This is a genomic window from Hyphomicrobium facile, from assembly GCF_900116175.1.
Taxonomy (GTDB): domain Bacteria; phylum Pseudomonadota; class Alphaproteobacteria; order Rhizobiales; family Hyphomicrobiaceae; genus Hyphomicrobium_B; species Hyphomicrobium_B facile.
Genome location: NZ_FPCH01000001.1, coordinates 615,856 through 640,349 on the forward strand (window position 1 = coordinate 615,856; position 24,494 = coordinate 640,349).

Annotated in this window: 20 protein-coding genes; 12 read left to right on the plus strand and 8 right to left on the minus strand. The window is 61.0% G+C overall.

The genetic code is table 11. From position 1 onward, the window contains the following. Positions 1-33: 33 nt before the first annotated feature. The 4 genes from BM399_RS02950 to BM399_RS02965 all read right to left on the minus strand — a co-directional run bounded on the left by BM399_RS02950 (position 34) and on the right by BM399_RS02965 (position 4,790). Positions 34-1,371, minus strand: a complete 1,338-nt coding sequence (locus tag BM399_RS02950) for a TAXI family TRAP transporter solute-binding subunit (protein ID WP_177228024.1) — start codon at positions 1,369-1,371, stop codon at positions 34-36. Between the two features lie 163 nt (positions 1,372-1,534). Continuing rightward, a complete protein-coding gene (pyk, locus tag BM399_RS02955) occupies positions 1,535-2,980 on the minus strand; it encodes a pyruvate kinase (RefSeq protein WP_092864008.1) in 1,446 nt (481 codons plus the stop codon). Then, positions 2,977-3,405 carry a DUF1036 domain-containing protein gene (locus tag BM399_RS02960; protein ID WP_092864011.1) on the minus strand — a complete coding sequence of 143 codons (429 nt, stop codon included), beginning with the start codon at positions 3,403-3,405 and terminating at the stop codon, positions 2,977-2,979. Before BM399_RS02960 ends, pyk begins: the two co-directional genes overlap by 4 nt. A gap of 89 nt (positions 3,406-3,494) precedes the next feature. After that, complete coding sequence (locus BM399_RS02965; protein WP_092866181.1) at positions 3,495-4,790, minus strand: glycerate kinase type-2 family protein; 1,296 nt, start codon at positions 4,788-4,790, stop codon at positions 3,495-3,497. Between the two features lie 211 nt (positions 4,791-5,001). On the opposite strand from BM399_RS02965, the gene BM399_RS02970 reads away from it, so the two are divergent. The 3 genes from BM399_RS02970 to BM399_RS02980 all read left to right on the plus strand — a co-directional run bounded on the left by BM399_RS02970 (position 5,002) and on the right by BM399_RS02980 (position 7,018). Next, entirely contained in the window at positions 5,002-5,310 is a 309-nt protein-coding gene (locus BM399_RS02970; protein WP_092866184.1) for a DUF1244 domain-containing protein, read from the plus strand. A 205-nt stretch (positions 5,311-5,515) separates the two neighbouring features. Continuing rightward, positions 5,516-5,809: a DUF2312 domain-containing protein gene (locus tag BM399_RS02975; protein WP_092864014.1), complete on the plus strand. Its 294-nt coding sequence runs from the start codon at positions 5,516-5,518 to the stop codon at positions 5,807-5,809. Between the two features lie 279 nt (positions 5,810-6,088). After that, positions 6,089-7,018, plus strand: coding sequence for a LysR substrate-binding domain-containing protein (locus tag BM399_RS02980; RefSeq protein ID WP_092864017.1), 930 nt, complete (start codon positions 6,089-6,091; stop codon positions 7,016-7,018). Positions 7,019-7,037: 19 nt separating this feature from the next. Here BM399_RS02980 and BM399_RS02985 read toward each other — a convergent pair whose 3' ends face one another. The 3 genes from BM399_RS02985 to BM399_RS02995 all read right to left on the minus strand — a co-directional run bounded on the left by BM399_RS02985 (position 7,038) and on the right by BM399_RS02995 (position 12,896). Beyond that, positions 7,038-8,597, minus strand: coding sequence for a peptidoglycan L,D-endopeptidase MepK (locus tag BM399_RS02985; RefSeq protein WP_092864020.1), 1,560 nt, complete (start codon positions 8,595-8,597; stop codon positions 7,038-7,040). Positions 8,598-8,813: 216 nt separating this feature from the next. Further along, positions 8,814-10,943, minus strand: a complete 2,130-nt coding sequence (locus BM399_RS02990) for a L,D-transpeptidase family protein (RefSeq protein WP_244531039.1) — start codon at positions 10,941-10,943, stop codon at positions 8,814-8,816. 444 nt (positions 10,944-11,387) lie between these two features. After that, positions 11,388-12,896, minus strand: coding sequence for a sigma-54-dependent transcriptional regulator (locus tag BM399_RS02995; RefSeq protein WP_092864023.1), 1,509 nt, complete (start codon positions 12,894-12,896; stop codon positions 11,388-11,390). A gap of 339 nt (positions 12,897-13,235) precedes the next feature. On the opposite strand from BM399_RS02995, the gene BM399_RS03000 reads away from it, so the two are divergent. The 8 genes from BM399_RS03000 (at position 13,236) to BM399_RS03035 (ending at position 23,163) form a co-directional block, all read left to right on the plus strand. Next, entirely contained in the window at positions 13,236-15,083 is a 1,848-nt protein-coding gene (locus BM399_RS03000) for a M3 family oligoendopeptidase (protein ID WP_092864025.1), read from the plus strand. A gap of 195 nt (positions 15,084-15,278) precedes the next feature. After that, positions 15,279-17,195, plus strand: a complete 1,917-nt coding sequence (locus BM399_RS03005) for a potassium transporter Kup (protein ID WP_092864028.1) — start codon at positions 15,279-15,281, stop codon at positions 17,193-17,195. Positions 17,196-17,365: 170 nt separating this feature from the next. Further along, positions 17,366-17,509: an aa3-type cytochrome c oxidase subunit IV gene (locus BM399_RS03010; protein ID WP_092864031.1), complete on the plus strand. Its 144-nt coding sequence runs from the start codon at positions 17,366-17,368 to the stop codon at positions 17,507-17,509. A 110-nt stretch (positions 17,510-17,619) separates the two neighbouring features. Further along, positions 17,620-18,759, plus strand: a complete 1,140-nt coding sequence (locus tag BM399_RS03015) for a Re/Si-specific NAD(P)(+) transhydrogenase subunit alpha (protein WP_092864034.1) — start codon at positions 17,620-17,622, stop codon at positions 18,757-18,759. Between the two features lie 106 nt (positions 18,760-18,865). Continuing rightward, entirely contained in the window at positions 18,866-19,330 is a 465-nt protein-coding gene (locus tag BM399_RS03020) for a proton-translocating transhydrogenase family protein (RefSeq protein WP_092864037.1), read from the plus strand. A gap of 69 nt (positions 19,331-19,399) precedes the next feature. Beyond that, a complete protein-coding gene (locus BM399_RS03025) occupies positions 19,400-20,818 on the plus strand; it encodes an NAD(P)(+) transhydrogenase (Re/Si-specific) subunit beta (protein ID WP_092864040.1) in 1,419 nt (472 codons plus the stop codon). 125 nt (positions 20,819-20,943) lie between these two features. Then, the gene (locus BM399_RS03030; protein WP_092864043.1) at positions 20,944-22,332 is read left to right on the plus strand and encodes a YiiX/YebB-like N1pC/P60 family cysteine hydrolase; all 1,389 of its coding nucleotides are present in this window, start codon (positions 20,944-20,946) and stop codon (positions 22,330-22,332) included. A 12-nt stretch (positions 22,333-22,344) separates the two neighbouring features. Then, positions 22,345-23,163, plus strand: a complete 819-nt coding sequence (locus BM399_RS03035; RefSeq protein ID WP_177228025.1) for an alpha/beta hydrolase — start codon at positions 22,345-22,347, stop codon at positions 23,161-23,163. Between the two features lie 91 nt (positions 23,164-23,254). Here BM399_RS03035 and rpsU read toward each other — a convergent pair whose 3' ends face one another. After that, positions 23,255-23,638, minus strand: coding sequence for a 30S ribosomal protein S21 (gene rpsU / locus BM399_RS03040; protein ID WP_092864046.1), 384 nt, complete (start codon positions 23,636-23,638; stop codon positions 23,255-23,257). Positions 23,639-23,947: 309 nt separating this feature from the next. On the opposite strand from rpsU, the gene BM399_RS03045 reads away from it, so the two are divergent. Continuing rightward, the gene (locus BM399_RS03045; protein ID WP_092864049.1) at positions 23,948-24,490 is read left to right on the plus strand and encodes a DUF4440 domain-containing protein; all 543 of its coding nucleotides are present in this window, start codon (positions 23,948-23,950) and stop codon (positions 24,488-24,490) included. The last annotated feature ends 4 nt before the right edge of the window (positions 24,491-24,494 follow it).

Below are 24,494 nucleotides of genomic sequence, written 5' to 3' on the forward strand. Positions count from 1 at the left end.
TGGCTCGTTCAATGACTCCTGAAATTCAGAGCGTCAGGACCGTGCTGCGGCAGCATCGTCGGCCGCGGCGACCGTGAGGCGGCGGCGCGCCAGTTCAATGTGTTGGCGCAGTTGATACAGCCGATCAGCAAAGCCGAGCGGAATGGGCAGGTTGTCGACAGCTGCCTCAATCGTCTCAAGATCTCGCAATTTTGCCGTCCGCTCCTCGGAGGTTGATGCGCTCTTGGCGGCGGCCTCCAAACGCTTGAGCTCTCCATACCAATGGATGATGCGGCGGCGGATGCGCCAATCATAAATCTGGGGCGCGAAACGCAGCAGCGGAATGAGAATCGGCACCAAGACCACAAGAGAAATCATCAAGCGATCGACAGTCGTTGCCACCCAAAATGGCACGTAACGTTGCAGAAGCGGCGCTCCCGAGCGGTAAACCCGCCGTGCCTCATCGGAAAATGCGAACTCGGGATCATTGGCCGTCGGGAATTCGCCGGCGCTCTGAAACAATTGCACTTCGCCGGCCTCGTTGACCGTCGACTGTCCATGCACCTCCTGCAGGGCCTGGGCGAGGAGGTTGACGAGTGCTGGATGCAGGCTCTCCCGCACCACCACGGCTACGGTCGTCGCAATGAGGGTGGTGTCGCTATGTGGGACGTTGGCCGCGAAGTCGACGACGCCCTCCCGCAATACAAGTCGTGAAAGGAACGGGAAGCGCTGGGCGTAAGCATCGGCGTTCGCAAAACTCATAAAGTGAATGTCGGGAGTTCTCAGCAACCGCTGGATCGTCTTCGCCTCGGGCGCGAGCACGAGAAAGCCCGCGTCCGCCTCTTTCTTGGCGAGCAGGTCGACATAATCCGGTAACTCGTGATTGATCAGCGTCGCCGTTTCATTGGTGATGCCGTTGGCCGCGAGGAGCCGCAAGGCCAAGCTACTGGTTCCACTGCCTTCAGGGCCGACCAGTATGCGCTTGCCTTTGAGCTCGGTCAGCCGCTCAAGCGGCGTGCTGCCGTTATAGAAAACCCAAAGCGGCTCGTACGCGATGCGCCCGAGGGACAGCAGCCCATGCGTGTCATTATTCAAGGCAAGTCCGCCTTGGACGAAGGCCGCGTCCACGCCAGAGCCGGGGTCAGATAAAGATTTGAGATTGGCCAGCGATCCGCCAGATTCGCGGATTTCGAGCTTGACGCCGTTGCGTTCAAGGACTGCCCGGTACCGCTCGGCATAATGATAATAGGGGCTGCCTGAAGCAGCTGCCGACAGCACAAGCTTATCGGGCGGCGCCGGATGGGCGAAACGAATTGTAAACCAGGTGGCGCCTGCGACGGCTATCAGTACCGGCACCACGATGAGCAGCAAATCGCGGAGCTGGAAGCGCACAAATCTAGATCGCATTAGGTGTCCCCCGACTTCAATCGCTACGAGCCAGTGTGGGACATAACACGATGGATAGCCGCGAACATGTCACGTCTATTGCGACTGAGATGCTCAAGGGTGCGCGCCTAGCGAAACCCTCGGCGGGTTGCGCAAGATTTCAACGACCTTAGACCTCTTCAGCAATCGGGGCGCCGGATTCGTCGACGAAGGCGATGCGGATCATGTTCGTTGCGCCGGGGCTTCCGAGCGGAATGCCGGCCGTGATGAGGATGCCTTCGCGGGCTTTGACGAGACCTTCCTCGAACGCGATACGGCAGGCTTTCCGGACCATGTGCGAAAGGTTTTCCGGATCGCCGGTCAGGATGGTGTGCACGCCCCAGACGAGGGCCAAGCGCCGCGCGGTCGATTCGATCGGCGTCAGGCCGATGACCGGGATGCCGGGGCGTTCGCGCGTCACGCGGAGAACCGTCGAGCCGGTCGCCGTATAGCAAACGATCGCGCCGAGGCGGACCGTGTCGGCGATGGCGGACGCGGCGGCCGCAATCGCGTCGGCGCCCGTCGGCTGCGGCTCCGTCTGCGTCGCGTAGAGCATCGGCTCGTAAACGGGATCGTGCTCAACCTGGACCGCGATCTTGTCCATCATCTGGATGGCTTCGACGGGATATTGGCCAACGGCGCTTTCCGCCGAAAGCATGATGGCGTCGGCCCCATCGAAGACGGCGGTTGCGACGTCTGACACTTCCGCGCGCGTCGGCATGGGGGAAGAGATCATGCTTTCGAGCATCTGCGTCGCGATGATGACGGGCTTGCCGGCCGCCCGTGAAAGACGCGTGATCCGCTTCTGAATTCCTGGAACTTTCTCGACGGGCATCTCGACGCCGAGATCGCCGCGCGCGACCATGATCGCATCCGACGCCGCGATGACGTCCTCGAGGTCGGCGACGGCCGATGGCTTTTCGATTTTCGACAGGATCGCCGCGCGGGTGCCAATCATTTTCCTGACGTCGTGGACGTCTTCGGCGCGCTGTACGAACGACAGTGCGACCCAATCGACGCCGAGCTTCAGCGCGTGCGCGAGGTCGGCCTTATCCTTTTCAGTGAGCGGACTGATCGGCAGCAGCGTATCGGGCATCGAGATGCCCTTGCGGCTTGCCAGCATTCCGCCGGTCAGGACTTCGGCTTTGATCTGTACGGGCGTCGTCTCGACGACGCGCATCTTCAGCTTGCCGTCGTCGAGAACGAGCATGTGGCCGGGCTGGATCGCCTCGAAGATCTGCGCGTGGGGCAGATGGACGCGCTCTTCGGTTCCGAGCGTCTCGTCGCGATCGAACTTGAAGATCGATTTCGTCGCGACGTTCACGCGGCCGGTTTCGAAATTGCCGATGCGGAATTTGGGGCCCTGGAGATCGGCGAGAATGCCGATCGGGTGGCGGTGGCGCGCGGCGCAAGCGCGGACGGCGTTGTAAAGCGTCTTGGAGCCATCGTGCGTGGAGTGGCTCATGTTGATGCGGAAAACGTCCACGCCCGCCAAGAAGAGCCGCTCGATCATTTCCGGTGCAGCAGACGCGGGTCCTAGCGTCGCTACAATCTTGACCCGCCTATTACGTCTCATTTGTCTGCTTTTCCTTGCCCGGGATCAGTGAGGCGGATGGTCCACTCTTTTGCTTCGCCGGTATCGACTTCAAAAAAACCCGTGCGCTTATATCCGCGTTTGATGCAATCCTGAACCCCCCTGATGGCGAAGGATTTTTCAGTCGTGCACATGTCGTTCTTGCCGCCCCATTCGCCGCCGCGATCGTAATCAACGGCATGCACGTAGACGAAGCGGCTCGGCAGCGCGCCTTTCAGAAGCGTTTCGCAGGTCTGCGAGGCGATGTTCCACCAGCCCTCCGTCGCCCATCCCGACGTGTCCTGATATCCGATCGCGACGCCGACCCTGCTCGACGTAGCATTGCATAGCTTCAAGTCGGCGTGCGCGGCCGTCGCATAGAGGCAAAAGCCCAATAAAAGCGCAAAGTTCCGTCGGAGAGTGCGCATGCGGAAGCGGAGTGGCACGTCAGAGCCTCCGGTCTCGAAGGAGAGAATTCCGGTCGTAAATCCAGTCCGTCGCCGATGTCGTTCGCATTTTACGGGTCAATAAGGATAACCCGGAAATCGTTGACGTTCGTTTGGGTGGGGCCGCAGAGGATAAGGTCGCCGAGCGGACGGAAAAATCCGGTCGAGTCGTTGTTCTCCAGGAACTTGGCGGCATTGAGATTGGCAGCCTTCGCACGCTTCAGCGTATCGGGGAAAACCAGTGCACCGGCCGGGTCGCCGGCGTTGCCGCCGCCGCCGTCGATACCGTCGGTATCGCCAGCAAGACCTGCAATTCCAGTCGCACCATCGAGCGCCAAAGCGAGGCCTAGGGCGTATTCCTGGTTCGGGCCGCCCGAGCCGTCGCCGCGGACGGTCACGGTCAACTCGCCGCCCGACATGATCGCGACCTTCTCGTGCTTGCGCTTGGCTTCGAGCGCCATTTCCGCATGGGCGCGTGCAACGTCGCGCGCTTCGCCTTCGAGGTCGTCGCCGAGCGATACGACGCGGTAGCCGAGTTCGCGGGCGATTGTCGCCGCCGCTTCGATCGACGCCCGCGGAGCCGCAACGATTTCGTAGGTCGAATTCGCGAGCCTTGGATCGCCGGCCTTCAGCGTTTCATTCGCAGGGTCGGCGAGGGCCTTCGCGATTTCGGGCGACGGCGTGATTTTCCATTTTTCGAGGACGGCGCGTGCATCGGCGAGGGTCGAGCGGTCGGCGACCGTCGGGCCGGAACCGATTTCGTCGGGATTGTCGCCCGGCACGTCGGAAATCGCGAGCGTCAGAAGGCGTGCCGGATAGACGGCGGCTGCGAGCTTGCCGCCTTTGACTTCGGACAGATGCTTGCGAACGCAATTCATCTCCGAGATCGGCGCGCCGGATTTGAGAAGCTGTTTCGTCAGAGCCTGCTTCGCTTCGAAGCTGACGCCTTGGACGGGTGCCGCCCAGATGGCGGATGCGCCGCCCGACAGCAAGCAGAGCACGAGGTCGTTGGGTCCGGCGCTTTTGGCAAGCGCGATGGCGCGTTCAGCACCGACGATCGAGTTCGCATCGGGGACCGGGTGGCCAGCTTCCAGAATCTTTATGATGCCGGTCGGGAGGCCAAAACCGTGGCGGGTCGAGATGAGGCCCGAGATCTTGTTCTCTTGCCCGGTGGCGATGTAGTGCGCTTCCGCGGCGACGGCCATCGCGGCCGAGCCCTTGCCGGCGCCGATGACGATAATCCGGCCACCCTTCGGCACGGGCGGAAGGTGGGCCGGCAGGCAGACCGAGGGGTGAGCTGTTCGATGCGCGGCTTCGAACAGCGTGCTCAAAGTTTCGCGGACGCCGCCGTTCGACCCGTCATTCATCATATTGCCCTGGCCGGTTCCTGGTTGTTTTGTGATTGTTGATCTTGGTTTGCGCAAACGGCTGACGCGCGTCAAGGCATCAGAGGCCGCAGCCAGACTTCGGGTTTGACCGGGGGGTCTGGCACGGGGACGGTTGGGGCTTTCGGATGGCTGGCGCGGTGCTTATGTCGTAATGGCCTTTCGAGACAGCCGGAGAAGCAAGGAGCTCAATATGAAAACATTCGATCCGCAGACGACGATCGAGCTCGAGGCAGCTGTCTTTCGGCGCCTGGTTGAGCATTTACAGTCGCGCACGGACGTTCAGAACATCGATATGATGAATCTGGCCGGGTTCTGCAGGAACTGCCTTTCGACCTGGATGTCGGCCGCGGCCGAGGCCAAGGGTCTCGAGCTTTCCAAGGATGATGCCCGCGAGATCGTCTACGGCATGCCGTTCAAAGAGTGGAAAGCCAAATATCAGACCGATGCGCCTGCCGAGAAGCAGGCGGCCTTCGAGCAGAGCAGGCCGCGGGATCATTAGTTGGTTTAGTTTGGCACCGGCGACACGCGTTCCGCGCGCCGGCCGCCGGCGCTGCTCGCGGGGATCAAGTGAGTCGCGCCGCGACATATACAACGTCAAGTCCTCGGCTCGATATTATCCCTTGGGATAGCTGCGCTCGTCGCCTTGCTGTGAAGAGGCTCGGCCGATAGCGTCGGCCCCGCACTTGATATCAGTAGGAGCCTTCATGAGCACGCTTCAAGCCTCGGCGCAAAATCAGCTGCGCCAGTTCGTCGAGCAAATCGAACGCTTGGAAGAGGAAAAGAAGCAGCTCGCGAGCGATATTCGCGACAAGTACACCGAGGCGAAATCCGTCGGCTTCGACGTCAAGGCACTGCGCCAGATCGTGCGGCTTCGCAAAAAGTCGAACGAGGAGCGGCAGGAAGAGGAAAGCATTCTGGAAGTCTACATGCATGCGCTTGGCATGCTGGATACAGTTCCCGACACCTCCGTCGTCGATAAGATGATGGCCGCCGAGTAGGCACCGCACCTGCCCCGTGCTTGCGGCCCGTTTGCTCGCGTGCCGATCGGGGCTCTCTGCGTGGGGTTACTCTGGTGTCCCTTACAACCTGAAAACAGCACCGCCCCATCCCCATTCGGCGCTGGGGGCCGGGACGGTGCTGGCGATGACAGCCTCACGGCAGTCGTCTATCTGCGCGCGGAAAAGTGATATCGTTTCCACGCGTCGGATTATTCACGGTACCGCCCGACTGTGATAAGGACAAATCGTCATTTCTTGTCCGATGCATTAGTCTCGCTGATGGCCCATGTTACTCTGAAGCAGCTTCGGTATTTCGATGCTCTCGCGCGCGAGCAGCATTTCGGCCGCGCGGCCGATGCGTGCGCGGTGACCCAGCCGGCGCTTTCCATGCAAATCCAGGATCTGGAGGCGTCTCTCGGGATCGCGCTCGTCGAGCGCACGCGCAGCGGCGTCAAGCTGACCCCGAAAGGCGAGGAAATCGCCATTCGCGCGCAGCGGCTGCTCAATGATGTCCGCAATCTCGTCGATTACGCCCAGCACGCCGGCGGCATTCTCTCCGGCACGCTTCGGCTCGGCGTCATTCCTTCGGTCGCGCCCTATCTCCTGCCGCCGCTGCTGCCCCTTCTCAAGGCCAAGTATCCCGACCTCGAGCTGCACGTTCGCGAGACGCAAACGCAGCCTCTGACGGAAGAACTCGTCGAGGGTAAGCTCGACGTTCTGCTTCTCGCTCTTCCGATAAAGAATCCCGACATCGAAACACTGTCGATTTTCGAAGACAGGTTTTTGCTAGCTCTGCCGAAGTCGAGGAAGCTCTCGGGCCGCGTTCGCGCGACGAAGGAAATGGTCGAGCACGATCGGCTGCTTCTGCTGGAAGAGGGGCATTGCCTGCGCGATCAGGCGCTCACGTACTGCAGTCTGCAGCAGGTCGACGACGTCAACACGTTCGGTGCATCCAGTCTTTCGACCATCGTCGAGATGGTGTCGGCAGGATTTGGTATCACGTTGCTTCCTGAAATCTGCCTCGGTGTGGAAGGCCGGAGCCGGGAGATCAAGATCATCCGGTTCGTCGACCCCGAGCCGGCGCGGTCCATTGGGCTCGCATGGCGGCGCTCCAGTCCGCGGCGCGAAGATTTTCTCGCGCTGGGAAAACTCGTGGCTGAAGCGGGTGAGCTCTCGCTGAAGCGCGGCGCTCAGGCGGTCCAGGTTTAATTGGGCAGGCCTGATCGGGTCAGCGGGCGCTGGTTTGAACCGGCCTGCTTTCGATACCGGCTGGCATTCTATTTTGCTCGATCTCCAGCAGGGCTTCGGCGTGCACGGCTTTGCCCTGGAATTGGTCGGACTTCGATGATTCCGCCAATTGCCGGCCGGGTCTGAACTTCATCGGCACGATGCCGCCGACGTCATCCAGAACATCGAGGGTCGCCGCGACGTTGGGTGCCTGCATTTCGGCGAGGAGCTGATCGCGCGAGGCCGGTGTGTCGCTCAGAAGCGGCGCGAGCGGGAAGGGCCGATAATCGAGTTCGTCAGGGTGGTCGTCGTCGAATTGGGGGGCTTGCGCCCAGCCGTTGCCGAGGCTTGCGGGGTGCATGTCGGTCGCGGTCCCGGCTGCGGGATCGAGGCTCGCGACGCGCGCCGCCGGTGACGGCGCGGCGGGTTGACGGGTTTCAGCCAGGGCGACGGCGGCCAAGGCCTTTTGCGGACGGACCGCTGGGCGTGGTCCTTGGACGAGTTCAGGCACCGGCATGGAGGCTGCGGCCGTCACCAAGGCGTCGAGCTTGCCGCGATCCGCCTCTGAGGGAAGCGTGAAGCGTGACGAGCGATCGACGAGCTTCGGCGCGGACTTGAGTTGGGGCTTCGGTTGAGCATCGGGTTCAAGCGAAGCAACTTGCGCCGGTGCAAACGGGCGCGGCGCCGTCAGGGCCGGATCGGGTTCGGTCGTCAGGTTGACGTTTCGGCGCTGCGCGCCGTCCGCCGTTTGCGTCGCGGGCCGTGAGGGGTTTCCGAGAGAGGCGACGACGTTCAGGCTCTTTTTCGGCGGGCTGATCCCGACAGACGCGACCATCGTTCTGGACGTGCCGGGCGTCCGGCGATCGTGGAAGAATTCGGCGACCTGAGTTGCGAGTTCGCTGTACTTGCTCTGGGCGACCTTGACGTCGTTCGGCGTGATCGGCCGGCCGTCGTCGGGGACATATTTCGAGCGGCCGTTCGGGAAGAGCAGGGCGAGTTCCTGGCGCGGCATGCGCGGCCACATGCGGACGTTTGCGGTATCGATGTGAACGAATGGGATGCCTGACGTCGGGTAGTAGCCGACGCCGCCGCGCTCGCGGATCAATGCGGAGTAGCGCATCTTTTTCAGCGGAATGTCGGGGAACGTGATGTCGATCGCCTTGCCGGTGATGTGCTGGCTCTGCTTGGCCTGCCCGCCGCGGGTATGGCGCAACATTTCATTGGTGCCTGAGGAGCGGTAGCCGCAAATAATACTTATGGGCTCCTTGGAGCCGAGTTCTTCGTGCATCTCCCACGCGATATCGAGCGTTTGGGGAGAGATTTCCTTGACCTCGTTCTTGCGCCAATCGCGCATGATCCAATTGATCTGCTTCAGCGCTTCGGGAATGTATTGGCCGTTGCGCTTGTACGTGACAGTCAGGCGCTCTTGGGTGTGAATGTGATAGAACGAGATCGTGCGTTCTTCGGGTTCGCCTGCCGCCGTCATCTTATCGGCGTGCAGAAACACGGACACAACAAGCGTCAACGAGCCCAAAACCAGGCCTGATCGGCGAAAGGCCACGAATTCCCCCGTCCCTACTAAATCCCCGAGCCCGACTGGGGCCAAAAATGCTCGGCCATTAACGGTTAATCCCGAACCGTTAAGAGGCGGTAACTATCCTGTTCGAACATTTAAAGGGTTGGAAGGGGCGATAAAAAGGCCGGAATGCTCAGGCACGGACAAACGAAAGCCGGCCGATCAGGGATCGGCCGGCTGCGGAAGATCAGTTAGCGGAGGTTAAAACCCGCCCAAAACTTGCTTGAAGAAGTTACCGAGGCCGGGATCGTATTTCTTTTTGCCACGACTATCGCGTTCGTCGTAGCTGCCGAACAGACCACCGAAGCCGTCACCGCCCCAACCGTCACCCTGCGGAATATCCTCTGGCGAGACTTTCTTCTCGTCGGCCTTCTGGATCTGGTTCCAGCGGCCGGCAAGCGCCAGATTGATCCGCTTCTCGTGACCGTAGACGTCGCCGAAGGTCTGGACTTCGCCGCCGTCGTCGACCCAAGCCGTGAAATACGTGACGTGGACGGGGATCGGCTGGTCGAGGCTGATTTCGTTTTCCTCAGGACCCTTCGCAATAAGGTTCTGGACCATCGACGCATCCCAGCCCTTGTCCTTGCCAAGGATGATTTCGGCAAGCTTCACGGGATTGCGGACGCGCATGCAGCCGTGGCTGAACGCACGCGTGCTTTCGTTGAAGAGGCTCTTGCTCGGCGTGTCGTGCAAATAGACCGCGTGCTTGTTCGGGAACAGGAACTTCACGACGCCGAGGGCATTGCCGCCGCCGGGCGGCTGATAGACGTTGAAGTTCCGGATGTCAGTCCGGTTCCAATCGACACTGTAGGGATCCATCTTCCGGCCGTTGCGCTCGATCACGAGCCCCTGGCGGCGCAGCGGATCACCACCGGCTCTGAGACTTGGCAACAGCTCTTTGATCTTGATCGAATCCGGCACGCTCCAGCGCGGCTGGAGGACCACGGTCCGCATCATTTCGGAGAAGATCGGCGATTGCGTATCGGGGCGTCCCGAGACGATGCGCTCCTCATGGATGACCTCGCCGTCCGAGATCACGCGGACTTTGAACTCGGGAATGTTGACCATGATGTAGTATTTGCCGAGGTCGTCCGGCATCCAGCGCCACTCTTCCATGTTGGCGACAAGCTTCGCGTCGCTCACATCGTTGCTGGCGTTCAGGGAGCGGCGTAGCGGTTGGGTGATCGAGGGATTGGCCGGCTGAATTCCCTTGCTTTCCTTGTAAGCCACGACGGCCGTGGCGAGCGCCTTGTCGTAGTAGGTGTCGTCTGGCGGCGTGCCGTCGTCCTTCGCGGTCGCGGCGGCGACCTTGAGGCGCTTATGGAGGATTGCGATCTGGGCATGGCTGGCGCCGGGCATCAGCTTCGGGCCGTCCGGGATCTTCAGAGCTTCCGCTTCTTTGGCATTGGCGCGAAGTGCCAGCAGCTTTTCGCGCAGGCGAATGAATTGCGGATGCTTCGGGTGAAGCTCGGTCAGATACGTGCCCTGGTCCGGAACGCTCGCTAGGCTATCGATGACGGTTCTGCGATCGAGAACCACCGGTTTCCGGTCGAGATACGTGCCGAGCTGGGAAGACGGGTCCGTGATCCGGTCGCCACGCGCATCGCGTGCATATTCCATCGCCGCGAGCGACAGGCGTGTCTCGGCGACTGTCAGGTCGTCGAGGTTGAACTCGCCATTGGCGCCAGGTTTCAGATCGGCGATTTTGAAGTCGGCCGCGCGGAGACCCCAGCTGTCAGCGTCCTTGAGGGTCGCGATGACGTTTTTTGCGGCGTCATTGTAACCGGTCTTGCTCACCCAAAGCGTCGAGCCCATGCGGGAATCGTAGAATTGGATCAGGACTTGGCGATCCGCCTGGTCGGTGCCTGCCAACGCTTTTTTGGCGTTGTCCTGCAAGTAGCGGGAAACGGGAAGATAGAGGAGGTCGTCCAAGGGGACGATCGTGCGCGCCGCCGCGGTGCTCTCGGCGGGTGCCGCAGCAGCGGGCGCTGCAGGTGCTGCAGGAGCGGCGCTTTGCGCGGGCGCAGCGGTTTCATTCTGGGCGGGCTCGGCGGAAGCGGGTGCGGCTGCCGGAGCGGGAGCACCAGCGCCCTCGGCGGGCGTCGTTGGGGATGGTGCAACCTGCGGTGTTTCCGGTGTCACCTCTGGCCGCATCGCGGTCTGCGGAGCAGCAGAAGTGCTGCCAGCTGAATTATCGTCGGGCGCGGGGACTGCAGTCGATGCGCGATCCGCTCCATCGGTTTGTGCAGTATCGGATTCGACAGCGAAGGCTGCAGATACCGAGCCGGTGGTCAGCATTACGCCGACCGCCAGAAGTGTCGCGACACGCATAAGAATTTTCACCTCTTAGTTACCGGCCTTAGATACGCGCCAGCACTCCGCCTTACCAGCCCGATCGCGCGACATGGCTGTATTGCACAGCGCTGTGGCGAAACTGTTGCTGTTTCGTGCTCTCGAAGCGTATGCCGGCAACAAAAACGCTGCCCGTCCGACGAATGCGCTTAGCTAACAAAATAGGGAGAAGAAAGTTGCGATTTTATTGAAGTCTGTGCCGTGTCAGGCCGCAGCTTCATGTCGCGGTATCCCAAAAATGCAAAAGCCCCGGATGCAGCCAGGGCTTTTGCGGGTGAGGACGAAGGGGCCTCCGCTCTCACGTAATTAGATAGGTCGACCGCCGGGCGAGAATGTGACGACGAGGGGAAGCCCGTCAGACAAGACTCGGCGTCCGGCATGCGATCGGAACTCTGCCGAATTCATGCCGGGGTCATTTCTGGGCTAGTTGGTGCGGGGCTCTAATCCGTATTCCTGCATCTTCCGGTAGAGTGTCGAGCGGCCGATGTTGAGCCGTTTCGCCACTTCCGTCATGTGTCCGCGATAACGGCCGAGGGCCAATCGGATCATGTCGGCTTCGATCGCTTCGAGAGAGCGAATTTCGCCGTCCTCGGCGACCGCCTGGATGCCGAGCGAGCTTCCGGAAATCTGCGACTTCATTTCGACCGTGTGCGGCACGGTGTTCTCGGCGCCGAGCAGAGCCGGTCCGGTGTACGCAGGTGGTTTCTGAACGGCTGCGGGCGCTGCCGGGATCTCCGTCTCAAAGCCTTCCACGTGGGCTGCAATCTGCGGGAACTCGGCGACAGTAAGCTCCGGTCCATCGGCCAGAACAACGGCGCGGAAAACTGCGTTCTCGAGCTGGCGAACGTTGCCCGGCCACGAATACGACTGAAGAAGCCGCATCGCACGGTCGGAGATTGTCGCGACGCGCTTGCCTTCTTCTGCCGCGAAGCGGGCGATGAAGTGCCGGGCGAGTTCGGGAATGTCCTCCACGCGCTCACGCAGCGGCGGCACGAAAATCGGGAAGACATTGAGGCGGTAATACAGGTCCTCGCGGAACTTGCCGTCCTTCACCTGCTGGATCATGTCGCGGTTGGTCGCGGAGATCAGGCGGAAGTTCACTTTCACCGGGCGCTTGGCGCCGACCGGATCGATTTCGCCTTCCTGCAGGGCGCGCAGCAGTTTCACCTGTGCGTCGAGAGGAAGCTCGCCGACCTCGTCGAGGAAGAGCGTGCCGCCGTCGGCTTCCTGGAACTTACCCGTGCGCTTGTCGACGGCGCCGGTGAAGGCTCCCTTTTCGTGGCCGAAAAGGATGCTTTCGATGAGGTTTTCAGGGATGGCGCCGCAGTTCACGGTGATGAACGGCTTTCCGGCGCGATCGCTTTCGCCCTGGATGGCGCGTGCGATCAGCTCTTTGCCGACGCCGCTCTCGCCTTCGATCAGGACGGGAATGTTCGAAGCCGCAGCGCGCTTGCCGAGCGTGATGACGCGCTTCATGGCTTCGCCGCGCAATACGAGATCGCCGAAGGTCAACGTGCCGTCGACTGTCTTCTTGATGCGATTGATCTCGTCAGCGAGTGCTTCGATCTTCAGTGCACTCTTGATCGATACGTCGAGCCGCTCGGGAGACGCCGGTTTGACGACGAAATCGACTGCGCCGCGGCGCATTGCGTTGATGGCCGTTTCAATCGAGCCGTGCGCCGTTTGAACGATGATCGGCGGCATGCCGGCTACACGGCCGATGCGATCGAGAACCGCCATGCCGTCCATGCCGGGCATGACAAGGTCGAGCAGCACCAAGCCAATCTGAGAATGCTCAGGGCCTTCGAGAATTTGGATCGCCTGTTCGCCGGAACCGCAGGTTCTGGTCTCGAAACCGAACCGCTTGATCGTTTCTTCGAGAATGCGACGCTGGGCAGGATCGTCATCGACGATGAGAATACGCTTGGACATTTGCACGCAACTTTACTCTTACGGATACACCGGTCAGCTGCGGCGGCCGGATGCTGGAATTGACCCAGCTTCAAACACGCGGTGACCTAGAACTTACGCAACGAGTGAAGATTGCCCGACAAGGGTAAATGTAAGGTTTCGGATTGGCACAATATTCTTCGCGCATCGGTAAGCGGCTGATGTGGCGCGGAAGTTTTTGCTCGCGATGACTGCTTTGGACGTTGCAGAGCCCACTCGAGGCGCCGTCAGTTTCGCAAAAGAGGCCATGGGCCGCTCGAATTTCAGTTTCGGCGAGCCTGTGGTAAGCCACCACGAAATTCTCGTTTGTAAAGGACACCCATGCGACGCCAGTCTTTTTCGGACATCAACCTCGCCCCCGAAGCTCCTTCGCAATCGCCCGCAGATGGGCAGTCGCTTGGAACGATGCCTGAATGGGATTTGAGCGACCTCTACTCGGGTCCGGATGCGCCTGAAATCCGGCGAGATCTCAAAGAGGCTGCCGCTGAGGCGACGCGCATCAAGGCGACATATCAGGGTCGTCTCGCGGACCTCGCGAAAGACGGCGACAAACTGATCGAGCCCATCAAGGACTACGAGAAGCTTGCCGATCTCACGGGCAAGCTCGGTTCCTATTCGGGGCTGTACTACGTCCTGAACCAGACGGATCCGGCGCGCGCCAAGTTCAACGCCGATATCTCGGAAGCGCTGACGAAGCTCTATACCGATCTCATTTTCTTCGAGCTGGAACTCAACCAGATCGACGACGCGGTCATCGATGAGGCGCTGAAGCACGCAAGCCTCAAGCGGTATAAGCCTTGGTTCGACGATCTCCGGAAAGAGAAGCCGCATCAGCTCGACGAGAAGATCGAGACGCTTTTCACGGAGAAATCGCAGACGAGCCGTGCGGCGTGGAACCGTCTGTTCGACGAGACGATGTCGTCGCTCCGCTTCCAGGTCAAAGGCTACAAGGAGCCGTTGTCGCTGGAGCCGACGCTGAACTTCCTGTCGGACGCGGACGAGAAGAAGCGCAAGGCGGCGTCAGAAGCGCTGTCCAAGGTTTTCAAAGCCAATCTGCCCCTGTTCACGCGGATCACGAATACGCTCGCGAAGGACAAGGAGATTTCCGACCGCTGGCACAATTTCAAGGACGTTGCGGATAGCCGCAATCTCGCCAATCGCGTCGAAGGCCCGGTGGTCGATGCGCTCGTGTCGAGCGTACGGGCTGCCTATCCGCTGCTTTCGCATCGCTATTACGCGATGAAGGCAAAGTGGCTCGGCAAGAAGAAGCTTGCATCATGGGACCGGAACGCGCCGCTGCCGGACAAGCCGGAGCGAACGATTTCGTGGCCCGAAGCCGAGCAGATCGTGCTGCGCGCTTACAATGGTTTCGCGCCCGAGATGGCGACGATCGCCAAGCAGTTTTTCGACAAGAACTGGATCGATGCTCCGGTGCGGCCGGGCAAGGCGCCAGGTGCGTTCTCGGCGTCGACGGTCCCGTCGGTGCATCCCTATGTGATGATGAATTATCTGGGTAAGCCCCGGGACGTCATGACGCTCGCGCACGAGCTTGGTCATGGCGTGCACCAATGGCTGGCGCGCGATCAGGGTCCGCTGCTCGCACCGACGCCATTGACGCTTGCCGAAACGGCGTCCGTGTTCGGCGAGATGCTGACGTTCAATTCGATCATTTCCGAGACCAAGGATCCGCGCGAGAAGAAAGCCATGCTCGCCGGCAAGGTCGAGGATATGCTCAACACCGTCGTGCGTCAGATCGCGTTCTACACGTTCGAACGCAAGGTTCATGAGGCGCGCCGCGAGGGCGAATTGACGTCCGACCAGATCAACAGCTTGTGGCTCGAGGTGCAGGCGGAAAGCTTAGGACCGGCGATCGACTTGAAGCCCGGCTATGAAGTCTTCTGGACTTACATTCCGCACTTCATCCACTCGCCGTTCTATGTCTATGCCTACGCTTTCGGCGATTGCCTCGTGAACTCTCTGTACGGTCTTTACGCCGAAGCACACCCCGAGTTCGTTCAGAAATATTTCAGCCTCTTGAAGGCCGGTGGCTCGAAGCACCACTCCGAACTTCTTGCTCCATTCGGGCTCGATGCCCGCGATCCGGAGTTCTGGAACAAGGGGCTCAAGGTCATCGAAGGCATGATCGACGAACTGGAAAAAATCGGCTGAGGGCGGTGCGTCAGGACCGGGCCGGAAATCCTTTGTGAGGGAAGGCAACGAATCCTTTCGCAGCGCATTGTCAAGCGGAGAACGGGCGTTTACGGGGGGCGGGAGGCGAATTTGCCGCTTCCCAATGTCCTGTCGTGGGAGTAGAAGCCCGCCACTTTGCTGCGATGCAGCCTTAAATAAGGTCGAGGTGCCTAGATGGCACAAGCGCCCGCTTCAGTTCAATCCGGCGCCGAATACGGCGCCGGCGAGGGGCATCATAGTAAGAACTTCTGGGCATTGGCAGTCGGCTCGGTCGGCGTCGTCTTTGGCGACATCGGAACCAGCCCGCTTTATGCGTTCAAGGAAGCCATAACCGCCGCCGCGCATCGCGGGTTGACGACTGCCGAAGCTGCGCTCGGCGTGCTGTCCCTCATTTTCTGGGCCATGACGCTCGTCGTCACCATAAAATATGTGCTGCTGTTGCTCCGTGCCGATAACAAGGGCGAAGGCGGCATGTTCGCGCTGATGGCCCTCGGTCAGACGGTCGCCCGGCGCAGCGCTCCGTTGCTCGGCGCGCTCGGCATTGCCGGCGCATCGTTCTTCTACGGCGACGCCGTCATCACGCCGGCGATCTCGGTGCTCTCGGCGGTCGAGGGACTGAAACTGATCGCGCCGCAATTCGAGCGAGCGGTTATTCCGGTCGCCATCATCGTCCTCGCCTTTCTCTTCTGGATGCAATCACGCGGCACCGATCGGGTCGCGCGTTTCTTTGGTCCGGTCATGTCGATCTGGTTCGTCGTGCTCGGGCTCGGCGGTCTCGCGCACATCGCCGATAATCTGCACGTGCTGTACGCGCTGAACCCGGTCTACGGCATGATGTTCGTCTACCATCATGGGTTCTTGGGACTGACCGTGATGGGCCTCGTGTTTTTGGCCTGCACGGGCGCCGAAGCGCTCTACGCCGATCTCGGGCATTTCGGCCGCCGTCCGATAACCGCGTCGTGGGTGTACTTCGTCATGCCCGCGCTCGTTCTCAATTACTTCGGGCAAGGCGCGCTCGTCATGAACGACGCGGCCGCGGTCGAGAATCCGTTCTACCGCCTCTACCCCGATTTCATGCTGATCCCGATGCTCATTCTTTCGACGTTCGCAACGGTGATCGCCAGCCAAGCTGTGATAACGGGCGCATTTTCGCTCACGAGGCAGGCCATCCAGCTCGGTCTCGTGCCGCGGTTCGAGATCCGGCATACGTCCGAGAGCATGGCAGGCCAGATCTATATGCCGAGGGTCAACTGGATCCTCTTCATCGCCGTCCTGGTCGCGATTTTCGCGTTCCGCACGTCGTCCAATCTGGCGGCGGCGTACGGCGTTTCGGTTACGGCCGCCATGGTCATCGACACGCTGATGGCGTTCTTCGTCATTTGGAAGTGCTGGCGCTGGCCGCTCTGGCGCGTGGCGCTCATCGTCATTCCGCTTCTGCTCATTGAACAGGCGTTCTTCTCAGCCAACATTCTGAAGCTCTTCGAAGGCGGCTGGGTGCCGCTCGCGATCGCGTGCATGCTGGCGATCATCATGTTTACGTGGGTTCGCGGAACGCGCGTTCTCGCCAAAGTCACGAAGCGCAACGAAGCGGATCTCGATTGGCTCGTGCGCAAGCTCGAAGCGAAGCCACCGCATCGCGTATCGGGAACTGCCGTCTTCCTGACCGGTGATCCCTATGCCGCGCCGACGTCTATGATGCACAACCTGAAGCACAACAGGGTCATGCATGAGAGGAACATCCTGCTCTCGATCCGGACCGAGGAGACGCCCCGCGTGCCCCGCCACGAGAGGCTGACGATCGAGCGGATTTCGGACCATTTCATCCGCATCATTGCGCGTTACGGCTTCATGGAGACGCCGAGCGTTCCAAAGATCCTCGAGCATGCGCGCCGGAAAGACTGCAACATCGATATCGGCTCGACCTCATTCTTCCTGTCGAGGCGGTCGTTGCGGACGACGGCAAAATCCGAAATGCCGCGGTGGCAGGAGCGTCTGTTCATCGCGCTTGCAGGCAGCGCCGAGGATGCGACAACCTATTTCCAGATTCCGACCGATCGGGTCGTCGAGGTGGGTACACAAGTCGCGGTCTAGCGCTCCACGCCGGTCCACGTCGATTTCTCACTCTCGCTTGGTGATTCTGCAGTTTGAGCGGCAACGGCTGCCCAACCCTCATCCGCGACCATTGATCTGCGACACCTTGAAGCTCGCGGCGACTTAAGATACCAACCAGGAAACGAACCAACCGCCTAGGGGAGAAAGCCTTGAGCATCGATACGTCAAAGGGCAGTCCGTCAATGGACTATGAGCAGCACGTCGAGACCTACCAGACGTTTCTCCGTCTGACGAAGTACGGCGTCGTTTTCTGTGTCATCCTGCTGGCCGGAATGAAGTTCTTCCTGGTCTGATGCTCGGTTTCCCAGGCACAACAGACAGACTCAAAACAGGGCGGGCCGGATAAGGACTGCCCTTTTTTCATATCGGCCGCGCAGTCCCTTCCGCTCAATTGGACCGAGACATGGTTACGATAGCTGTTACCAGTGAACCGGCCGACGAGCCGCGCGTTGCGGTTTCGCCCGACACTGTCAAAAAGTTCTCAGCCCTCGGTGCGCGCGTGCGCATAGAGCAGGGCGCGGGTCTCAGATCGCGTTTCTCCGACGATGCCTACCGGGCTCAGGGGGCCGAGATCGTCAGCCGGGCAGACGCGCTCTCCGGCGCCGATATTCTGCTCGCCGTGCGCCGGCCATCCGCCGAAGACATCCGGGCCTTGAAGCCGGGCGCCATCGTCGCCGGGATGATCGATCCATTCGGCGAGCGAGCGGGTCTTGAAGCGCTCGCGGGCAGCGGCGGTACGGTGTTTTCCATGGAGCTGATGCCGCGGACGACGCGCGCCCAATCAATGGACGTGCTGTCGAGCCAGGCCAATCTCGCGGGCTACAAGGCCGTCGTCGATGGTGCCGCGATGTTCGGGCAGGCGCTGCCGCTGATGATGACGCCGGCCGGTACGGTTCCGGCAGCCAGGGCTTTCATCATGGGCGTCGGCGTTGCTGGGCTCCAGGCCATCGCCACAGCGCGGCGGCTCGGCGCGCAGGTGACCGCAACGGACGTGCGTCCCGCGACGAAAGAGCAGGTTCAGTCGCTCGGCGCGAAGTTCATCGCGGTCGAGGACGATGAATTCAAGCAGGCGCAGACGGCTGCCGGATACGCGAAGGCGATGAGCGCCGAATATCAGGCGAAGCAGGCCGAGCTTATCGCCAACCACATCAAGAACCAGGACCTCGTGATTACGACGGCGCTCATTCCCGGGCGTCCGGCGCCGAAGCTCATCACGCGTGCCATGATCGAAAGCATGAAGCCAGGGTCCGTCATCGTTGATCTTGCAGCCGAACGGGGCGGCAATACGGAGCTGACGGAAGCCGGCAAAACCATCGAGACGCCGAACGGCGTGAAGATTTTCGGGCCGCTCAATCTTGCCGGCACGATCGCGGTCAATGCTTCGAGCTTGTACGCGCGTAACCTCTTGGCGTTCGTCGAAACGATGATCGACAAGAAGGAAAAGACGCTTGCGGTCAATTGGGACGACGAGCTGATCAAGGGGACTTTGGTCGCCAAGGACGGTCAGCTCGTGCATCCGAATTTCGCGACGAAAGCGAGCTAGAGATTTTGCGACCCGGCTTCCCCCTCCCCAGCGGGGAGGGGCGGGGTGGGGAGAGGATGCAAGAATGACGTTTGATCGAGTGCGAGATGACAACTGGGGTATCAACATGTCAAATGAGGCTGTTCGCCAAGCTCTCCACCCCACCCCCGACCCCTCCCCTCGTAGGGGAGGGGAGTTGAAGCGCGTGCCGGTTTCGCTGATCTGTTTGCTTCTCGCACTGACACCGACCACCGCTTTCGCGGCCGAAGGCGCGCTGATCAGCCCTTCCGTCTACGAATTCATGGTCTTCGTGATCGCGGTGTTCGTCGGCTACTACGTCGTCTGGTCGGTTACGCCCGCCCTGCACACGCCGCTGATGAGCGTCACCAACGCGATTTCATCGGTCATTGTGGTTGGCGCGCTTCTGGCGGTCGGCGTGTCGTTGACCTCGTCCGACAGCAGCATTGCCAAGGTGTTCGGTTTCCTCGCGCTGACGATGGCGTCGGTCAACATCTTCGGCGGCTTCCTCGTCACCAACCGCATGCTTGCGATGTACAAGAAGAAGGACGCGCCGGCGAAGAAGGACGGCTGACGCTCTCTCTTGAATTGCCCAACGAGAAACGCCGAAGACATTCGATATTAGGCCCGGGGAATCGCTCCAATGTCCGCAAACGTCGCCGCACTGCTCTACCTCGCCGCCGGCGTTCTTTTCATTCTGGCGCTCAGAGGGTTGTCGAGCCCGGCGACCTCGCGGCAGGGCAATCTCTACGGCATGATCGGCATGACGATCGCCATCCTGACGACGCTCGGCCTTGCGGAGCCGACGGCGACGTCCTGGATCCTCATCGTACTCGGCCTCGGCATCGGCGGCTTCATCGGCGCCAAGACGGCGCGCGAAATCCCGATGACGATGATGCCCGAGCTCGTCGCGGCGTTTCACTCGCTCGTTGGCTTGGCGGCGGTGTTCGTGGCGGCCAGCGCGCTTTATGCGCCATCGGCGTTCGGTATTCTCGTCGATCCATCAGATCCGAGTTTCGGCATCAAAGCCGGCAGCCTTCTCGAGATGTCGCTCGGCGTTGCCATCGGCGCCATCACGTTCACGGGCTCGGTGATCGCGTTTTCAAAGCTCTCTGGGCGGATGTCCGGCAAGCCAATCCTGTTGCCGATGCGGCATGTCATCAATGCTGCGCTGGGACTGCTTTTGATTTTCGTCATCTACAGCTTCATCGTGTCCGCCGGTTCGGCGTGGCTGTTCTGGCTGGTCGTCGTCCTGGCCCTCCTGCTCGGCGTGTTGATCATCATCCCGATCGGCGGCGCGGACATGCCGGTCGTCGTGTCGATGCTGAACTCGTACTCGGGCTGGGCGGCCGCCGGCATCGGCTTCACGCTCGGCAATGTCGCGTTGATCATCACCGGCGCACTCGTCGGATCGTCGGGCGCCATTCTTTCCTACATCATGTGCAAGGCCATGAACCGTCAATTCCTGTCCGTCATCGCCGGTGGGTTTGGCGGTGAGACAGTCGCAGCCGCTGGGGGCGGGGGCGAACAGAAGCCCGTGAAGCTCGGGTCGGCGGAAGACGCGGCTTACGTCATGAAGAACGCGGCGAAGGTCATCATCGTGCCCGGGTACGGCATGGCCGTGGCGCAGGCCCAGCACGCGCTTCGGGAAATGGGGGATGCGCTCAAGAAAGCCGGCGTCGAAGTGAAATACGCCATTCATCCGGTTGCGGGCCGCATGCCGGGGCACATGAACGTGCTGCTGGCTGAAGCCAACGTCCCCTACGACGAGGTTTTCGAGCTCGAGGACATCAACAGCGAGTTCGCGCAGGCAGACGCCGTGTACGTCATCGGGGCGAACGACGTCGTCAACCCCGCGGCCGAAGACGACAAGTCATCGCCTATTTACGGCATGCCCGTGCTCCAGGTCTGGAAGGCGGGGACGGTATTCTTCAACAAGCGCTCGCTGGCTTCCGGCTATGCTGGTATCGACAACCCGGTGTTTTATCGCGACAACACCGTCATGGTGCTCGGCGACGCCAAGAAAATGACGGAAGAGATCGTTAAGGCTCTGGCTGAGTAGAGATCCCGGCGGGCTTAGGGGCAGATCGGCAACATGCGTTTGCCGATCGATCGGTTGCCCGGCAGCGCCGGATTTGGTCTGCTATAGCTTCTGCATCAGTTGAATGCAGGTTTGAGGGTTTTTCCGTGTTGGCTCCCGTGGCGTCGGCGTCTTTCGAAAAAGATATCGAGCACATCGAAATCCTTGCGGCGACGCCGGTCACGAGTGCGGACCTCTTGGCGCGCAATCTCCAGTTTATTTACGAGCGCGCGGCCAAAGCACGTTTTGACGATTACGAGGTCGCGGAGATCGCGAAGCACGCGCAGAGCCTGATGTACCGGCTATTCGATCTCCGGGTAGGCCTGCGCAATCATCTCCAGCACTACGAAATGCTTGGGCTGATGACGCCTGACGTGACGCAGGGCTTTCGCGACGTGTTTCGCGTGCTCCGCTACGTCTCCGACATGCTCGGCGAGATCACCACGGGGCATCCGCGCGTGGGCGAGGGCGGTTATCTGCTGCGGGGGTTCACCGGCGCGGACAACAACACGCTCGTGAATTATCCGTTCTACCGGAGCGGCACCGCCCAGCATTTCCGGTCGGGCGACGTCATTCTGGTTCGCGGCACGGCTCACAACAGTGCCGCTATCGCGCGGATCGGCGATGTCGACAGCCAGTTCAGCCACATCGGCATCGTGTACATCGATCCGGCCGGCGATCACTGGATGGTCGAAAGCCTGATAGAAGACGGCGCGGTCATCAATCCACTGGCCAAAGCGCTCGATCACAACATCGTCCGGGCGGTGCTTTATCGCAATCGCGATGCGGACCTTGCTGCCCGGGCCGCCAAATGCATCTTCGATTATGTCGCCGCGTCACGCGCGAAGGGCGGCAAGCGCATCCTCTACGATTTTTCGATGCGGACCGACGACACGCGCAACCTGTTCTGCTCGAAGCTCGTCAGGCTTGCCTATGAGCAGGGCAGCTTCGGGATGTTCAAACTGCCGACCTATCCGACGAAGATCGCGCGGAAAAACAGGGACTTTCTCGACCGCGTCGGCGTTGCGACGGATCTGACGTTCGCACCGGCCGACATCGATATGGAATCGGGTTTCGATCTCGTCGCGGAATGGCAGGACTACCGGGAGACCGCGGGCATCCGGCTTCAAGATTTCACGATGGACAAGCTGTTCGAATGGATGGAGCGCTTCAACTACCGGTTCGATGAGACGGCTGCGATCAAGCTCGTCTCGGTGCTCGGGCGGTTCGCCTCGCATTTTTCGGAGGGCGCAAAGGATGTTCTTTCCTCGGTATTTCCGCGCGTTCCGATCAATATGCCGAGGAAAACAGTGGCCGTCGTCGCGATGCTGCACAAGACGGCCGAGCCCATCTATCACGAACTGATGAAGCTCAACCAGGATGCGGTCGCCGATACCGGTGTGCCGTTGCATGGTCTTGACGTGATGGCGGCGCTCGAAAGAATTCGAGAGCGGGAGGGCAACAGGATTGGTTATCTTGTCCGGCGCGGTCGCTAGCACAAGCTCGGTATGCTTCTGATACTCAAAGTCGTCGTCGCGATTGGCGCGGCTATTTACGCGGCAGCTGTGGGAGTCATGTACATCGCGCAGCGCCAGTTCATCTATTTCCCCGATCCGTCGCGAACGACGCCGGCGGCTGCGAGCCTGCCGCATGTATCGGAGCGGATACTATCGACTCCGGACGGCGAAAAGATCGTCGCCTGGTATGGCAAGGCGAAACCCGGGCAGCCGACCATTCTCTATTTCCCCGGCAACGGCGGCGCGCTGGAGCTGAGGCGCGAAACCATTCGCCGGTATCTCGAGCGCGGACGCGGGATGTTCATGATGGCGTACCGGGGCTACAGCGGGTCCACGGGCTCGCCCTCGGAGGCTGCGAACGTCGCCGATGCGAAGCTTGCCTACGACACGCTGGTCAAAGAGGGCGTCAGCCCGGACGACATCATTCTTTATGGAGAATCGCTCGGCAGCGGCGTCGCTCTTCAGGTCGCGCGCGAGAACAAAGTGGCGGGCGTGATTTTGGACAGCCCCTATACGTCGATCGTGGAACTTGCTGCGATGTATTACCCGTGGCTGCCGGTCGGCTGGCTGCTGAAGGATCGCTACGACTCGATTGGCTACATCCGCGACGTTCACGTGCCGCTTTTCATCCTGCATGGCGAAGCCGATGATGTCGTGCCGGTGGAAATGGGGAAGCGGCTATTCCAGGCTGCCAACGAACCCAAGGAGATCAGGACGATACCGGGGGGCGGACACGTCATCCATGACGGGCCGTCGTTCGGCATTATCGATCACTGGATCAGCCGGCTGCGTGCCGCGCGGCCGAAATAGAACTGACGCGCTGGAAAACTGGCGCGCTGGAAAAACGAAAAGGCCCGCGAAAATCGCGAGCCCTTGAATATCTGAATAGCTTTGCCGAAGCTTAGAAGCCGCTTCCGCCAGTGCCACCCGTGCCGCCGCCGCTGCGGAAACCGCCGCCGCCAAAGCCGCCACCGCTGCTGCCGCCGAAGCCACCGCCGGCACCACCGCCTGCGCCGCCACGACCGCCTGCCGGGCCGCCTTTGCCACCGGGACCGCCACGGGCCACGGCCGGCTTGCTGGGAAGAAGGCCTTCGCGCTGAAGCTTCTTACGAGCGAGTTTACGGGCCCGGCGGATCGCCTCGGCCTTCTCACGTGCTCTTTTTTCAGAGGGCTTTTCAAAATGGCCGCGAAGTTTCATCTCGCGGAAGACGCCCTCGCGCTGCAACTTTTTCTTTAGCGCCTTGAGAGCCTGGTCAACGTTATTGTCGCGAACGAGAACCTGCAAGCGGTTGTATCCTCTAATGAATCCTGATTGTCGGGATGCACAAAAACACCGACGCCGGTGGTTTTGCCGCCGGGGCCCGCGCTTCATTTCTGGGGGCCTTGTAGCAAACACAACGATGCTTGGCAATCGGCTCTGCGCGGTCGTTCGACAGGTGTTTGTTTGTCGCGTGTAGGTGTCTTGTTTCGTCGCGTGCTGGTCCCCTTGCGGGGAGCCGGCCGCAGGCGATGAAGAGAGCGGGCGTTTGGCCGCGCGACGTTCGCCTTTTGGCAGGGAATCGTGAAAAGTTTGAGCCGCTCGGTGGAGTAAGGCATGAACGGATCCTTAATTTTCAGGCGCTCGCTCAAATCGCTGGCTTTCGTTTCGATCGCGGGTGCCATGTGCATCCATGCGGCACCTGTGCAGGCGGATGCGGCGTGCGCGAAGCTCTCGGATGTTGAGATCGTCCAGCTCCTCAATAGGTGGAGGGTGGAATTCGCGAGCGGCGATCCGGCGCGGCTCTCGGCGCTTTATGCGGAAGATGCGGCACTGACCACGAGCAAGGGCAATCTTCAGAACGGTGCCGAGGCGATCCGCTCGTACTACAAGGATCTGCTCGCCAAGCATCCGATGATTTCAATCAAGCCGTCGTCGCTGACGTCTGACTGTGGTGTCGCGACGGTCAGCGGTCCGGTCGTCTACCGGCTTAGCGGCGAGCGCAAGGGAACCCGCACGTTGCTCGGCGGAATTTATTCGATGGAGTACGCCCTGCGTGGCGGCCGTTGGTGGATCGTGCGCCATTTCCTCGCTGCAGATCCGCGAACCGCGGCCAATCCGATCGGCAGAGCGGCAAGCAATACGTCGCCGCCGCTGTAGCTCA

Bases quoted from the DNA above. Each gene is read 5' to 3' on its own strand.
- BM399_RS02980 (WP_092864017.1), top strand. From the start codon at position 6,089: ATGGCCCATGTTACTCTGAAGCAGCTTCGGTATTTCGATGCTCTCGCG.
- BM399_RS03015 (WP_092864034.1), top strand. From the start codon at position 17,620: ATGGTTACGATAGCTGTTACCAGTGAACCGGCCGACGAGCCGCGCGTT.
- BM399_RS02970 (WP_092866184.1), top strand. From the start codon at position 5,002: ATGAAAACATTCGATCCGCAGACGACGATCGAGCTCGAGGCAGCTGTC.
- BM399_RS03025 (WP_092864040.1), top strand. From the start codon at position 19,400: ATGTCCGCAAACGTCGCCGCACTGCTCTACCTCGCCGCCGGCGTTCTT.
- BM399_RS02975 (WP_092864014.1), top strand. From the start codon at position 5,516: ATGAGCACGCTTCAAGCCTCGGCGCAAAATCAGCTGCGCCAGTTCGTC.
- BM399_RS03020 (WP_092864037.1), top strand. From the start codon at position 18,866: ATGTCAAATGAGGCTGTTCGCCAAGCTCTCCACCCCACCCCCGACCCC.
- BM399_RS03045 (WP_092864049.1), top strand. From the start codon at position 23,948: ATGAACGGATCCTTAATTTTCAGGCGCTCGCTCAAATCGCTGGCTTTC.
- BM399_RS03035 (WP_177228025.1), top strand. From the start codon at position 22,345: ATGCTTCTGATACTCAAAGTCGTCGTCGCGATTGGCGCGGCTATTTAC.
- BM399_RS03000 (WP_092864025.1), top strand. From the start codon at position 13,236: ATGCGACGCCAGTCTTTTTCGGACATCAACCTCGCCCCCGAAGCTCCT.
- BM399_RS03005 (WP_092864028.1), top strand. From the start codon at position 15,279: ATGGCACAAGCGCCCGCTTCAGTTCAATCCGGCGCCGAATACGGCGCC.
- BM399_RS02990 (WP_244531039.1), bottom strand. From the start codon at position 10,943: ATGCGTGTCGCGACACTTCTGGCGGTCGGCGTAATGCTGACCACCGGC.
- BM399_RS02960 (WP_092864011.1), bottom strand. From the start codon at position 3,405: ATGCGCACTCTCCGACGGAACTTTGCGCTTTTATTGGGCTTTTGCCTC.
- pyk (WP_092864008.1), bottom strand. From the start codon at position 2,980: ATGAGACGTAATAGGCGGGTCAAGATTGTAGCGACGCTAGGACCCGCG.
- BM399_RS02965 (WP_092866181.1), bottom strand. From the start codon at position 4,790: ATGAATGACGGGTCGAACGGCGGCGTCCGCGAAACTTTGAGCACGCTG.
- BM399_RS02995 (WP_092864023.1), bottom strand. From the start codon at position 12,896: ATGTCCAAGCGTATTCTCATCGTCGATGACGATCCTGCCCAGCGTCGC.